Origin of the sequence: Streptomyces sp. NPDC046862 (assembly GCF_040704615.1) — a bacterium.
In the GTDB taxonomy this organism is placed as follows: domain Bacteria; phylum Actinomycetota; class Actinomycetes; order Streptomycetales; family Streptomycetaceae; genus Streptomyces.
The window spans coordinates 159,169-171,424 of sequence record NZ_JBEYXP010000025.1 but is presented as its reverse complement, the minus strand read 5'-3'; the positions used below and the strand labels follow the sequence as shown (position 1 = coordinate 171,424).

At 68.9% G+C, this 12,256-nt stretch carries 13 protein-coding genes; 3 read left to right on the top strand and 10 right to left on the bottom strand.

Annotated elements, in window-relative coordinates:
- Nucleotides 1-265 precede the first annotated feature (265 nt).
- From AB0959_RS27175 to clpS, 7 genes are all read right to left on the bottom strand, one after another.
- Nucleotides 266-1,216, bottom strand: coding sequence for a cysteine synthase (locus AB0959_RS27175; protein WP_366829182.1), 951 nt, complete (start codon nt 1,214-1,216; stop codon nt 266-268).
- Between the two features lie 17 nt (nt 1,217-1,233).
- A complete protein-coding gene (locus AB0959_RS27170) occupies nt 1,234-1,512 on the bottom strand; it encodes a MoaD/ThiS family protein (RefSeq protein WP_366829181.1) in 279 nt (92 codons plus the stop codon).
- 137 nt (nt 1,513-1,649) lie between these two features.
- On the bottom strand, nt 1,650-1,745 hold the full coding sequence (locus tag AB0959_RS27165; protein WP_366829180.1) for a putative leader peptide: 96 nt from the start codon (nt 1,743-1,745) through the stop codon (nt 1,650-1,652).
- 110 nt (nt 1,746-1,855) lie between these two features.
- The gene (locus AB0959_RS27160; protein WP_366829179.1) at nt 1,856-2,278 is read right to left on the bottom strand and encodes a M67 family metallopeptidase; all 423 of its coding nucleotides are present in this window, start codon (nt 2,276-2,278) and stop codon (nt 1,856-1,858) included.
- Nucleotides 2,279-2,397: 119 nt separating this feature from the next.
- Nucleotides 2,398-3,858, bottom strand: a complete 1,461-nt coding sequence (locus AB0959_RS27155) for an amino acid permease (RefSeq protein ID WP_366829178.1) — start codon at nt 3,856-3,858, stop codon at nt 2,398-2,400.
- Between the two features lie 382 nt (nt 3,859-4,240).
- Entirely contained in the window at nt 4,241-4,846 is a 606-nt protein-coding gene (locus tag AB0959_RS27150) for a DUF2017 domain-containing protein (protein ID WP_366829177.1), read from the bottom strand.
- Between the two features lie 54 nt (nt 4,847-4,900).
- The gene (clpS, locus tag AB0959_RS27145) at nt 4,901-5,218 is read right to left on the bottom strand and encodes an ATP-dependent Clp protease adapter ClpS (protein ID WP_366829176.1); all 318 of its coding nucleotides are present in this window, start codon (nt 5,216-5,218) and stop codon (nt 4,901-4,903) included.
- Between the two features lie 224 nt (nt 5,219-5,442).
- Here clpS and AB0959_RS27140 point away from each other — a divergent pair, with 224 nt between their 5' ends.
- Both AB0959_RS27140 and AB0959_RS27135 read left to right on the top strand, forming a co-directional pair.
- A complete protein-coding gene (locus AB0959_RS27140; protein ID WP_366829175.1) occupies nt 5,443-6,771 on the top strand; it encodes a nicotinate phosphoribosyltransferase in 1,329 nt (442 codons plus the stop codon).
- Nucleotides 6,772-7,096: 325 nt separating this feature from the next.
- Nucleotides 7,097-7,681, top strand: a complete 585-nt coding sequence (locus AB0959_RS27135) for a nicotinamidase (RefSeq protein ID WP_366829174.1) — start codon at nt 7,097-7,099, stop codon at nt 7,679-7,681.
- A gap of 252 nt (nt 7,682-7,933) precedes the next feature.
- Here the strand turns inward: AB0959_RS27135 and AB0959_RS27130 are convergent, their stop codons facing one another.
- Nucleotides 7,934-8,278, bottom strand: a complete 345-nt coding sequence (locus tag AB0959_RS27130) for a hypothetical protein (protein WP_366829173.1) — start codon at nt 8,276-8,278, stop codon at nt 7,934-7,936.
- Nucleotides 8,279-8,399: 121 nt separating this feature from the next.
- Nucleotides 8,400-10,751 (bottom strand): immune inhibitor A domain-containing protein, encoded by a 2,352-nt coding sequence (locus tag AB0959_RS27125; RefSeq protein ID WP_366829172.1) that lies wholly within the window; start codon nt 10,749-10,751, stop codon nt 8,400-8,402.
- Nucleotides 10,752-11,190: 439 nt separating this feature from the next.
- Between AB0959_RS27125 and AB0959_RS27120 the strand changes: the two genes are divergently transcribed.
- On the top strand, nt 11,191-11,517 hold the full coding sequence (locus tag AB0959_RS27120; protein WP_366829171.1) for a hypothetical protein: 327 nt from the start codon (nt 11,191-11,193) through the stop codon (nt 11,515-11,517).
- 93 nt (nt 11,518-11,610) lie between these two features.
- Here the strand turns inward: AB0959_RS27120 and AB0959_RS27115 are convergent, their stop codons facing one another.
- Nucleotides 11,611-12,228, bottom strand: coding sequence for an RDD family protein (locus AB0959_RS27115; protein ID WP_366829169.1), 618 nt, complete (start codon nt 12,226-12,228; stop codon nt 11,611-11,613).
- Nucleotides 12,229-12,256: the final 28 nt, after the last annotated feature.

Genomic DNA, 12,256 nt, shown 5'->3' with positions numbered 1-12,256 from the left:
GTTGTGAGGGGGTGGGGGGGGTTGTGAGGGGGTGGGGGGGTGTCTGGGGTGGGGGGGTTGGTGCGGGTTGGGTGTGGCTGGTCGCGCAGTTCCCCGCGCCCCTAAAAGCCATGCGGTTGCCCGCACCATCCAGCCCCTTGGGGGCACCTCCCAGCGGTAGCTGGGGGAGTTTGAGGAGCGGGGTCCGGGGCGGAGCCCCGGGTGGCGATGGGACGGGTAGGGGCGGCGGGGGCGAGAACAACCCCCGCTCACGCCCCCGTGGCGCTCACGCCCAGAGCTGCCCCTGCACCCGCGCGATCGCTTCCTCCGTCGTCGCGGCCGTGTAGACGCCCGTCGACAGGTACTTCCAGCCGCCGTCGGCGACGACGAAGGCGACGTCGGCGGGCTCCCCCGCCTTCAGGGCCTTCTTCGCGACGCCGATCGCGGCGTGGAGGGCCGCCCCGGTGGACACACCGGCGAAGATGCCCTCCTGCTGCAGCAGCTCCCGGGTACGGGTCACCGCGTCGGCGGAGCCGACGGAGAAGCGGGTGGTGAGGACGGACGCGTCGTAGAGCTCGGGGACGAAGCCCTCGTCCAGGTTCCTGAGCCCGTACACCAGGTCGTCGTAGCGCGGCTCGGCCGCGACGATCTTCACGTCGGGCTTGTGCTCGCGCAGGTAGCGGCCGACACCCATGAGCGTGCCCGTCGTGCCGAGGCCCGCCACGAAGTGGGTGATGGAGGGGAGGTCCGCGAGGATCTCGGGACCCGTGGTCGCGTAGTGCGCGCCCGCGTTGTCCGGGTTGCCGTACTGGTAGAGCATCACCCAGTCCGGATGTTCGGCGGACAGTTCCTTGGCCACCCGGACGGCGGTGTTGGAGCCGCCCGCGGCCGGAGACGAGATGATCTCCGCGCCCCACATGCCCAGCAGGTCACGGCGTTCCTGCGAGGTGTTCTCGGGCATCACGCACACCATGCGGTAGCCCTTGAGCTTCGCCGCCATGGCCAGGGAGATGCCCGTGTTGCCGGAGGTCGGCTCCAGGATCGTGCAGCCGGGCGTGAGCCGGCCGTCCTTCTCGGCCCGCTCGATCATGTGCAGGGCCGGGCGGTCCTTGACCGAGCCGGTGGGGTTCCGGTCCTCCAGCTTGGCCCAGATGCTGACGTCGGCGGATGGCGAGAGCCGCGGCAGGCGCACCAGAGGGGTGTTGCCCACCGCGGCCAGCGGGGAGTCGTAACGCATGAGAGTCCAGCGGCCTGTCAGGCCATGCCGCCGGCCACGGCCGGCAGGATCGTCACGTTGTCGCCGTCGGCGACCTTGCTGTTGATGCCGTCGAGGAAGCGGACGTCCTCGTCGTTCAGGTACACGTTGACGAAGCGGCGCAGCTCGCCGCCGTCCACGATGCGGGCCTGGATGCCCGTGTGCCGGGTCTCGAGGTCGGCGAAGAGCTCTGCAACGGTGTCCCCGTTGCCCTCCACCGCCTTCTGACCGTCGGTGTAGGTGCGGAGGATGGTGGGGATGCGGACCTCGATGGCCATGGTTGCGGGCTCCTGTCGGAAGAAGTCAGGTCGGTGTGGGCGCGCGGCGGCGCTGTGTGCGTGTCGTACGTGGGGCGGACGCCTCGTACGGGGGTCGGACGCCGCGGCTCACGGCCATACGGCGGCAGGGATCGGCGTCAACAGATGGCGCTGGCAAGCCTGCACAGATCGACGTGCAGCCGCGCCACGAGCACTACGCCCGGCGTCTTGTCGCTCACGTCGTGGAGAACCATGGGCTCATCGTATCGATTCCCCCTGGGGGTCCCGGAGTGGGATCCCGCGATACGGACAGTTTTTGACCGCTGAGTGAGATAGGCCTCATGAAGCGAGTGATCAGGAGTGATCAGTACGCGTCCACCACCTTGACCTCCTCCTCCGTGACCTCGCCCTCCACGATCCGGTACGAGCGGAACTGGAAGTCGCCGAGCCCGTCCGTGTCCGCGGTCGAGACGAGGACGTAGTGGGCGCCGGGCTCGTTCGCGTAACTGATGTCCGTGCGGGACGGGTAGGCCTCCGTCGCCGTGTGGGAGTGGTAGATCACGACCGGCTCCTCGTCGCGGTCGTCCATCTCGCGGTAGAGCTTGAGCAGGTCGCCCGAGTCGAACTCGTAGAAGGTGGGCGACATGGCCGCGTTGAGCATGGGGATGAAGCGCTCGGGGCGGTCCGAGCCCGCCGGTCCCGCGACGACGCCGCACGCCTCGTCGGGGTGGTCCTTGCGCGCGTGGGCGACGATCTGGTCGACGAGGGCCTGGGTGATGGTCAGCATGCTGGTCAGGATAAGCAGAAGGGCAGCCCCGTACCGAGGGTTGGTACGGGGCTGCCCACATGCTGAACAGGGCGGGCCGAACGGCCCGGGCCGGCCGCATGTCCGGCCCGCCGGCCGGGTCAGCCGGCCTTCTCGAACTCCGGCCCGCGACGGGCCGTGACCTCGGGGTTCCGCGCCTTGAGCGCGTACCAGCCGACGACCAGGGCGGCCGCCCAGCCCGCCATCACGTAGAGGGTGACGCGGGAGTCGGCGTCGTAGGCGATGAGGCCGGTGACGAAGACGAGGAAGGCGATGGCGATCCAGCTGCCCACCGCGCCGCCGGGGGCCGGGAAGGACGAGGCGGGCAGGCGGCCCGCCACGACACCGCGGCGGTACAGGACGTGGCTGATCAGGATCATGAGCCACGTCCAGATGCCCGCGGCGGTGGCCACGGAGGTGACGTAGGCGAAGGCCTTCTCGGGGACGACGTAGTTCAGGACGACGCCGATGCCCATGAAGGCGACGGAGATCGTGATGGCGAAGGCCGGGGTCTTGGTGGCCGACAGCTTGGTGAAGGCCTTCGGGGCCTCACCGTTGGCCCCGAGGTTGCGCAGCATGCGGCCCGTCGAGTACATGCCCGAGTTGCAGGAGGAGAGGGCCGCGGTGAGCACGACGAAGTTGACGATGCCGGCGGCGGCCGGGATGCCGATCATCGCGAACGCCTTCACGAAGGGGCTCACGCCCTCCGCGAACTCGGTCCACTTCACCACGCAGAGGATGACGGTGAGGGCGCCGACGTAGAAGAGGGCGATGCGCCAGGGCAGGGTGTTGATCGCCTTGGGGAGGGTCTTCTCCGGGTTCTCGGACTCCCCGGCCGTGACGCCGACGAGTTCGACGGCGAGGTAGGCGAACATGACGCCCTGCAGGGTCATCAGGGACGAGCCGATGCCCTTGGGGAAGAAGCCGTCGAAGGCCCACAGGTTGGTCACGGAGGCGGTGTCGCCGGCCGCGCTGAAGCCGAAGGTCAGGACGCCCAGACCGATCACGATCATGCCGATGAGGGCGGTGACCTTGATCATCGAGGCCCAGAACTCGATCTCGCCGAACAGCTTCACCGAGATCAGGTTGGCGACGAAGAGGACGACCAGGAAGACCAGGGCCGACACCCACTGCGGGATCGAGTCGAACCAGTAGTGGATGTAGATCGCGGCGGCGGTCAGTTCCGCCATGCCGGTGACGACCCACATCAGCCAGTACGTCCAGGCGGTGAAGTAGCCGAAGAACGGGCCGAGGAATTCGCGGGAGTACTCCGCGAAGGAGCCCGAGACCGGGCGGTAGAGGAGCAGTTCGCCGAGCGCCCGCATGATGAAGAAGATGATCACGCCGGCGATGGCGTACATCAGGATGAGGCTCGGTCCCGCCTTGGCGATGTTCGCCCCGGCGTTGAGGAAGAGGCCGACGCCGATGGCGCCGCCGATCGCGATCATCTGGACCTGGCGGCTGCCGAGCCCTCGCTCGTACCCCTCTTCCGGAGCGTCGCCGCTCACGACTCCATTGCGGTCGTGTCCGTCGTACTGCTTGTCGACCTGCGCTGAGGTCATGTGTGGTGCGCCCTTTCTCCACGCCGACCCGGGCCTTCGTCGGCCGCGGACCGGTTTCCGATCCCCCCGGATGTGAGGAGCTGGGCGGACCCGCGAGCCCGCCCGTGCCTGGCCGGCGGTCCGCCGGCTGGTGGCGCACCCGCCGGGGCAGGGGTGGTGTCCCGTCGGGCGGTCGTGAAGATTTATCACGGCCGCATCGTTGATCGACTCGGACTGGTGTGGCGCACGACACAGGAAGAAGAGGACAAAGGACACCCGCAACGCCATACCCGGCCGCAACGGTGACGTGATCGTTATCCGGATTTGAGCGTCCTCTGAGCGAACACCGGATCGCCCGAAAGGGGAGAAATGGTGACCGTTGAGCGAGGAGTCACCCCGGATGTCAGGGCATCAGCGTCTGGACGAGGGTCTCCTGCAGGCCGCCCAGCCAGAGGTACGCCATCACCATCGGCTTGCGCGGGTCCTCGTCCGGCAGCCGGTAGAGGATGTCGGTGTCCTCCTCGTCGGTGACGTCGAGGCGGGAGCCGATCGCCAGGCGCAGGTCGTTGAGGCAGCTGATCCACTGCCGCGAGTCCTCGGGCGTGAGCTCCAGGACGGCTCCCCCGTCGCCCGCGGTGGTCAGCCGGTCCAGGGAGCGGATCACCGCCAGGGCGTTCTCGCGCTTGCCGGCGCGCAGGTCGTTCTCGGTGAAGCGGCGGAACTCCGCCGAGTGCTGGCGCTGCTCCTCGGCCTCCTCGGGCGAGCCGACCTCGCCGCCGGGCCCGCCGTAGGCGTCGGGGAAGAGGCGCTGGAGCACGGGGTCCTTGGGGGGCTCGCTCGGCCCGTCGGTGAACAGCTCGGCGAGCGGGTCGTCCGGGGCGTCCTCGGCGGGGCCGGGACCGATCAGCTCCAGGAGCTGCACGGCCAGCGAGCGGATGATGGAGATCTCGACCTCGTCGAGCGCGACGGCCGCGCCGCCGCCGGAGGTCGGTTCGAAGTGTCCTGGCATGGAGTGGGTTCGCTGCTTCCGGCCGGGCTTGAGGTGTGCTTGCGGTCCTGGCTGTTACTTGCGGTCCTGCTGGAGGGTGGCCCACAGACCGTATCCGTGCATGGCCTGCACGTCGCGTTCCATCTCCTCGCGCGTCCCACTGGAGACGACCGCACGGCCCTTGTGGTGCACGTCCATCATGAGCTTGGTGGCCTTGTCCTTGGAGTAGCCGAAGTACGTCTGGAAGACATACGTCACATAGCTCATGAGGTTGACCGGGTCGTTGTGGACGATGGTCACCCAGGGGACATCGGGCTCGGGGACGGCGAAGACCTCCTCCGCCGACTCGGTCTTTTCGATCTCTAGGGGTGCGGGAGCCGTCACACGGCCCATGCTGCCACCACAGGGGGGTACCCGCACAAACGGACCCCGGAAATCGTCAGTCTGACGATTTCCGAGTACGATCGTCCTCGGAGCCGTATTGACCGTTGACCGGGGGACACGCGTCCGATCGCCGCCGCGCGGCGGGCCGCTCCCCCTGACAAGGACGACGGGGGGACACCCCCCGAGGAACCAGACGGGGGCCGCCCCCGTCGACGCAGGCGAGGAGAACTCTGGTGGGTGTAGCGGATCTGGGGCTTCCGGTGGACGTGCCCTCGACGGCGCTCTTCACGGACCAGTACGAGCTGACGATGCTGGAGGCCGCGCTCGCGGCGGGCACGGCCGGCCGGCGCTCGGTGTTCGAGGTCTTCACCCGGCGGCTGCCCGAGGGGCGGCGTTACGGAGTCGTGGCGGGTACGGGACGTGTGCTGGACGCGGTGGAGAACTTCCGTTTCGACGCGGACGTGCTCCGCTTTCTGCGCGAGCACGAGATCGTGGGCGAGCCGACACTCGATTGGCTGGCCTCGTACCGCTTCGGCGGCGACATCTGGGGCTATCCGGAGGGCGAGGTGTACTTTCCCGGCTCGCCCATCCTGCGGGTGGAGGGTTCCTTCGCGGAGTGCGTGCTGCTGGAGACCGTGATCCTCTCGATCCTCAACCACGACTCGGCGATCGCGGCGGCCGCCTCCCGTATGTCCTCCGCCGCCGGGGGCCGGCCGCTGATCGAGATGGGTGCCCGGCGCACGCACGAGCTGGCGGCGGTGGCGGCGTCCCGGGCCGCGTACGTCGGCGGCTTCACGTCCACGTCCGACCTCGCGGCCGGCTTCCGGTACAACATCCCGACCGTCGGCACCTCCGCCCACGCCTTCACCCTGCTCCACGACCGCGAGCGGGACGCGTTCCAGGCTCAGGTGAACTCGCTCGGACGGAGTACCACGCTGCTCGTGGACACCTACGACGTCGCCGAGGCGGTCCGTACGGCGGTGGAGATCGCCGGGCCCGAGCTCGGGGCCGTCCGCATCGACTCCGGCGACCTGCTCCTGGTCGCCCACCGGGTGCGGCAGCAGCTGGACGAGCTGGGGGCGACCCGGACGAAGATCGTCGTGACCTCGGACCTCGACGAGTACGCGATCGCCTCGCTGGCGGCGGCGCCCGTGGACGCGTACGGCGTGGGCACCCAGCTGGTGACGGGGTCCGGGCACCCGACGTGCTCGATGGTCTACAAGCTCGTCGCCCGCGCCACGTCCACGGACCCGGGCGCCCCGCTCGCCCCCGTGGCGAAGAAGTCGACCGGCGGCAAGACGTCCATCGGGGGCCGCAAGTGGGCGGCACGGCGACGGGACGAGCAGGGGGTGGCGGAGGCCGAGGTGATCGGCACCGGGCCCGTGCCGGAGGACCTGGAGGACCGGCTCCTCCTGGTGCAGCTGGTCAAGGGCGGCCACGTCGTCGGCCGTGAGTCCCTGGACGTCGTACGGGACCGGCACGCGGCCGCCCGTGCGAACCTGCCGATGTCGGCGACACAGCTCTCCCGGGGGGAGGCGGTCCTTCCGACGGAATACGTATGACATTACGTCTGAGGCGCGACTGACATGACGTCTGACGCACCCCGAGACGCACCGCCCCGAACAGCTTCCCGGGGACACCGGGAGCGTGTATCGGCCACCGTGTGACGCGCCCCCGTGCGACCGTGCGTGAACGCGAGCCGTGCGGGCATGCTCCGGCAGCGCGCCCCGCGCACGGATCCGCCGTGTCGTGCCCCCTCCCGCCCCGTGCCCGAAGTCTCTAGGCTCGGTATTTCATCGCGATTCGTGACGCGCGATCCAAGACGCGTGCTCCATGATTCGCAGGCCGGGCCCGCGCCCTCATCCTCATAGTCGAAGGACACCGACCATGCGCCGCGCCTTGATCGTCGTAGACGTGCAGAACGACTTCTGCGAGGGGGGCAGCCTCGCGGTCGCCGGGGGTGCCGATGTGGCCGCCGCGATCACGGAGCTGATCGGACAGGCCCCCGCCGGTTACCGCCACGTCGTGGCGACCCGTGACCACCACATCGCCCCCGGCGGCCACTTCGCCGACAACCCCGACTACGTCCACTCCTGGCCCGCCCACTGCGTGGCCGGCACGGAGGGCGTGGGCTTCCATCCGAACTTCGCCCCGGCGGTCGCCTCCGGCGCGATCGACGCGGTCTTCGACAAGGGCGCGTACGCCGCCGCGTACAGCGGTTTCGAGGGCGCCGACGAGAACGGCGTCTCCCTCGCGGAGTGGCTGCGCGCCCGCGAGATCGAGGAGGTGGACGTGGTGGGCATCGCCACGGACCACTGCGTGAAGGCCACCGCGCTGGACGCGGCGCGGGAGGGGTTCCGCACGCAGGTTCTGCTCGATCTCACGGCGGGGGTCTCGGAGGAGACGACGGAGAAGGCGCTGGACGAGATGCGGGAGGCGGGGGTGGAGCTGTCGGGGAAGCCGGTGGTGTGACCGGCTGAGGGAGCGTGCGGGGCGTCCCGGGAGGTTTCTCGCCCCCGCCGCCCCTACCCGTCCCATCCCTGGGGCTCCGCCCCAGACCCCGCTCCTCAAACGCCGGAGGGGCTGAATTTGCGCGGCCAGCGCTGGTTTTTCCCGGGCGGGGCGCAGTTTCAGGGCCTCGGGGATCTGCACGGTTTTAGGGGCGCGGGGAACTGCGCGACCAGCCACAACACACCCGCAGCCGCCCCACGAACCCGCAGTCCCCTACGTCCGTGTCACCGGTCGTCTCAGAAGCGACCTGATCGGCCTCCACAGCTCCGGCGGTGCCATCACGTCGTTGTCCGGCGTCGTGCGCCATATGAGCCCGTCCGGATGGTGCAGTACCGCCGTGACCTCGTCCGGCGTCGGGGGCGCCGCGTTCCCCCGGAGGTACACCGCTCGCATGCCGAGGTTCCGGAGCCGGGTGAGTGCCCGGGCGCGGTTCACCGCGTGGACCAGGATGCGGACCGAGGCGGCGTCCCGGTCGGCCTCCGCGGACATGGGTGTGGGCAGGTTCAGCGCCACGACCACTGTGCCGTTCGGCAGCTTGCAGAAACCTCCTGCGGCCATGAAATCACGCCCCCGTGCGAGTCAGTGTCAATAAGAAAACCACAGCACGCACCTAAACACGATCGGCCGCGACCCGCCAAGGGGTCGCGGCCGATACGTCTCTGACCTGCAATAATGCGGATTACTTCACCGCGGGGCCCACCTGGAGCTGGATCGTCGAGCCGTCCTTGGCCTCCTTGACGATCTTGATCTTGGTGTTGGTGTCAGTGATCTTCACACCGGCGGCGGGGTTCGTCTCGTCGTAGTACGTGTTGGCGTGGTCGTCGAACGTCGACACGCCCTTCTTCGAGACGATCTTCGTCGCGACGTCCGCCTTGTGCAGCGTGATGCCGTCCGTGCGGTACAGGCTGAACGGCGAGTCGTACGCCTGGACGCGGTTGCGCATCAGCGTGCCGTCGGACCACTTCAGCGCCTGCGGGTGGGCGTCGACGGGCAGGACCAGCCCGACACCCGGGTGCTTGCTGGTGTTGTTGTCCACCTGCGAGGTGTCCCACTTCCAGATCAACAGGCCGTTCTGGTACGGGTAGTGCTCCACCCAGTCCGGACGCGTCGTGGAGAAGCCGAAGTTGTACGGGCCGACCTTCAACGTCTTGTCGTACGACACGTACTGGCGGTTCTCGGCGAGGTAGTACTGCTCGTAGTCGTCCGTGATGGACGCGCCGATGCGCGAGAAGCCCTTGGCGGCCCAGGCCGCGTCCGCGGTCTCGGCGTTGTCCGAGAAGAGGGCCGAGCCGTCGGCGGTCACGGAGATCTCGTCGGCCGCGAAGCCCTTCTGGGCCACACCGCCGTCGGTGGCGTAGCGGAAGCGCAGGTCGACCTTCTTGCCCGCGTAGGCGTCGAGCGGGAAGACGAGCTTCTTGTACGCGCCCGACGTGCCGTCCAGCGCCGGCTTGTTGCTGCCGTCACGGCTGATGGCCGCGCCGTCCGCCGTGCCGTCGATGGCCGTCCAGTTGGCGCCGCCGTCGGTCGACACCTCGGTGTAGAGGTAGTCGTAGCCGGCCTCGGTGTCCCACCAGCCGTCGAGGGTCAGGGAGGCGGAGGACTTGCCCGTGAGGTCCACGGAACGGGTCAGCGTGTTGGAGAGGTTGTTGCCGCTGCCGCTCCACCACTGGCTCGCGCCCTGGGCGGGCGCCACGATCTCGGTGGTGACCTTCTTCTTGGGCAGCTCGACCACGAGGGCCTGCTTGTCCCAGGTGTTGTACTCGGCGACACCCAGCTTGTGCGTGGACTGCTTGCCGGCCTTGGCGGTGTCGTAGTTCAGCCAGCCCAGCTGCATCTTGTCCCAGGCGTTCATGTCGCCGGGCAGGTCACCGATCTCGTTCTTGCCGGTGCCGAGCCAGGAGCCGGACGACATCAGCGTCCAGAAGCCGGTGGAGTTCTCGCCGCCGTCGGTGTCGTAGTGGTCCGGCAGGCCGAGGTCGTGGCCGTACTCGTGGGCGTAGACGCCGAGTCCGCCGTTCTCGGGCTGGACGGTGTAGTCACCGACCCAGATGCCCGTGTCGCCGATCTTCGCGCCGCCGAGCTTGTTGCCCGCCGGGCCGGTGGCACCGGCGTCCGTGCCGAACGCGTACCAGCGGTGGGCCCAGATGGCGTCCGTGCCCTGTACGCCGCCGCCGGCCGACTCGTCCTCACCGGCGTGCACGATCTGGAAGTGGTCGATGTAGCCGTCGGGCTCGTTGAAGTCGCCGTCGCCGTCGAAGTCGTAGCGGTCCCACTGGTCGAACTGCGCCACGTCCGCCTTGATCTGGGCGTCGGTCCTGCCGGCAGCCTTCTGCTGGGCGACCCATGCGTCGAGGCCGTCGCTGACGACGTTCCACACGCTGTTGCAGTTGGTCTGGCCGCACTTGTTGTTGCCGTAACGGGCCTCGTTGTACGGGACCTTGACCCAGTCCGCGACCTCGCCGTCGACCGAGTAGCGGCCCGAGGACTGCTTCTCGTAGTACTTCTTCACCGACTCGGTCTTCTTGCCGGTGCCGAAGTACAGGTCCTGGAAGTGCTTCTGGTTGTAGTCCGCCTTCCAGGCGGTGCTGTTGTCCTTGGTGCGGTCGGGCTTGGCTATCTGGTTGTGCAGCGGGCCGGGGGTGCCGCCGTAGCGGCTGTCTATCTGGTCGCCGAACTCGACGAGGATCGTGAAGATCTTGTCGGTCTTCTCGCGGCCGAGCTCGACGTACTTGCTGTCGCCCTTCTTGCTCTTCAGCTGCACGACCTGCGATCCGTCACGCTTCTTGACCGTGGCGTCGCCGGATATGACCTGCTTGAGGGCTTCTTGGCGCTGGGCCTCCTGCGTCTTGCTCAGCGGGCCGTCGAGGTCGTGGTCGACGGCGGTGCGCGCGGCCGGGTCCTTGCGGTCCACCGCCGCCGCGGACGCGCCGTCGTCGGCCTGCGCCACCGCGAAGGTCGAGAAGGTCGCGGCCGCCGCGGCGAACGCGACACCGATCGCCGCCGCTCTGAACGTCCAAGGTCTACTGGTCACTTGAGGTCCTCCCCCGCGCCCGTTTCGCGCGGAGGAGGGTCCTTGGTCCTGGAATGTCCGCGCGCGGTATACGCGTGTAGTCAAGTGACGCCATTCGACCGGAGTTTCGAGAGAAAAAACAGACCTTGACTTGCACAAGTCAACTGACTATATGGAGTCCCTGTCCGCTATCCGGACGGCATGTGCCTCCTGAACCGGCGCGTGGCAGTGTCCACTTGGCGGACTCCATGACTCCGTGCGCCCCCCGTGCACCGGCACCGTGGATTAGGTCACGCTTACCCGTCGTTCCGTTCGGGCACCCTGGCGAATAGAGTCGATTGGCGGAACGCCCGGAATCGGCGGAATGCCAAGCCGACCCCCTGGCACCCCCTTTGATTCGTATCCGCAGACTCCCCATCGTGAGAGGCACGGGGAGACCCCACCCGAGGACACGATTGACATGCCTCGTCCGACGACCGCACAGCTCGCCTACGGCTCCTGCACCGTCATCCTGTCCACCCTCGCCATGCTGCTGCTGTCACAGGCGAGTTCGGGCGTGGCGATCGCGGTGATCGCCGTCTCGGCACTCGCGCTCGGGCTGCTCGTCGCGATGACCGTGCCGTTGCCCAAGAAGCCACCGGCCGCCACCACGGCGTCCGCGGCCGAGCAGCGGGTTGCGGTGACGCACGCCGCGGAGCAGCGTGTTCCGGCTCCGCGCGAGGCGGCCTCCCTGCCCGTTCCCGTCTCCGCCGGTTCCGAGCCGGCGCGTGGACCGGCGGGCCCGTGAGCCACGGACCCGCCGCTCACTGACCGGCTGCTCGCCGACCGGCTGCTCACTGACCGGCTGCTCGCTGACCAGTTGCTCCACCGGGCGGGGCGGTCACGCGGTGCTGACCACCACCGTCCTGGCCGCCTTGTCGTGGAGTCCCTGCTTGTAGGGCTTGTCGAAGAAGCTCCAGCCTCCGGTGATGGCGAGCCAGATGCAGGCGCAGCAGAACGCGAACGGGATCCACAGGACGGCCGCGCGCAGCAGCGAGTCCCGCACGGTGGGCGTGGACCCGTCGTCGAGGTTCGCCGTCCGCAGCTTCATCAGCTGCTTGCCGGGGGTCTGGCCGTTCTTGACCGTGAAGTAGGTGTCGTACGCCATGAACAACACGAGGGCGATGGCGCTCGTGCCCAGGGAGTCGGCGTAGTCGGTGTCCGCGCCCGTGGTGAACCGGACGAGCCCGAACGCCCAGCTCAACAGCAGCACCACGGCGAGCACGGCGATCATGTCGATGACACGGGCGGCCACGCGCTTGCCGCTGTCGGCCAGCGGGGGCATACCGGCGAGCGGGTCGGTGCCGTAGGGGCCCCCGCCGAACGGGTCACCCGCGTAGGGCGGCGGCTCACGACCGTACGGGGAGTCGTAGGGCGAACCCGACGGAGGCGGGGGCTCCTTCCTGAACTGGTCGTCAGGGGACTCACCGGAGCCGGGGGGCGGCGGTTCGGTACTCATGGCCCGAGTCGACCGCGAACCCTCCGGC

What these genes read in the sequence shown, in the direction of transcription:
- AB0959_RS27115 (WP_366829169.1), bottom strand. Translation starts at nt 12,228, where the DNA reads ATGAGTACCGAACCGCCGCCCCCCGGCTCCGGTGAGTCCCCTGACGAC.
- AB0959_RS27130 (WP_366829173.1), bottom strand. Translation starts at nt 8,278, where the DNA reads ATGGCCGCAGGAGGTTTCTGCAAGCTGCCGAACGGCACAGTGGTCGTG.
- AB0959_RS27120 (WP_366829171.1), top strand. Translation starts at nt 11,191, where the DNA reads ATGCCTCGTCCGACGACCGCACAGCTCGCCTACGGCTCCTGCACCGTC.
- AB0959_RS27165 (WP_366829180.1), bottom strand. Translation starts at nt 1,745, where the DNA reads ATGGTTCTCCACGACGTGAGCGACAAGACGCCGGGCGTAGTGCTCGTG.
- AB0959_RS27150 (WP_366829177.1), bottom strand. Translation starts at nt 4,846, where the DNA reads ATGCCAGGACACTTCGAACCGACCTCCGGCGGCGGCGCGGCCGTCGCG.
- AB0959_RS27155 (WP_366829178.1), bottom strand. Translation starts at nt 3,858, where the DNA reads ATGACCTCAGCGCAGGTCGACAAGCAGTACGACGGACACGACCGCAAT.
- clpS (WP_366829176.1), bottom strand. Translation starts at nt 5,218, where the DNA reads ATGGGCCGTGTGACGGCTCCCGCACCCCTAGAGATCGAAAAGACCGAG.
- AB0959_RS27175 (WP_366829182.1), bottom strand. Translation starts at nt 1,216, where the DNA reads ATGCGTTACGACTCCCCGCTGGCCGCGGTGGGCAACACCCCTCTGGTG.
- AB0959_RS27160 (WP_366829179.1), bottom strand. Translation starts at nt 2,278, where the DNA reads ATGCTGACCATCACCCAGGCCCTCGTCGACCAGATCGTCGCCCACGCG.
- AB0959_RS27135 (WP_366829174.1), top strand. Translation starts at nt 7,097, where the DNA reads ATGCGCCGCGCCTTGATCGTCGTAGACGTGCAGAACGACTTCTGCGAG.
- AB0959_RS27170 (WP_366829181.1), bottom strand. Translation starts at nt 1,512, where the DNA reads ATGGCCATCGAGGTCCGCATCCCCACCATCCTCCGCACCTACACCGAC.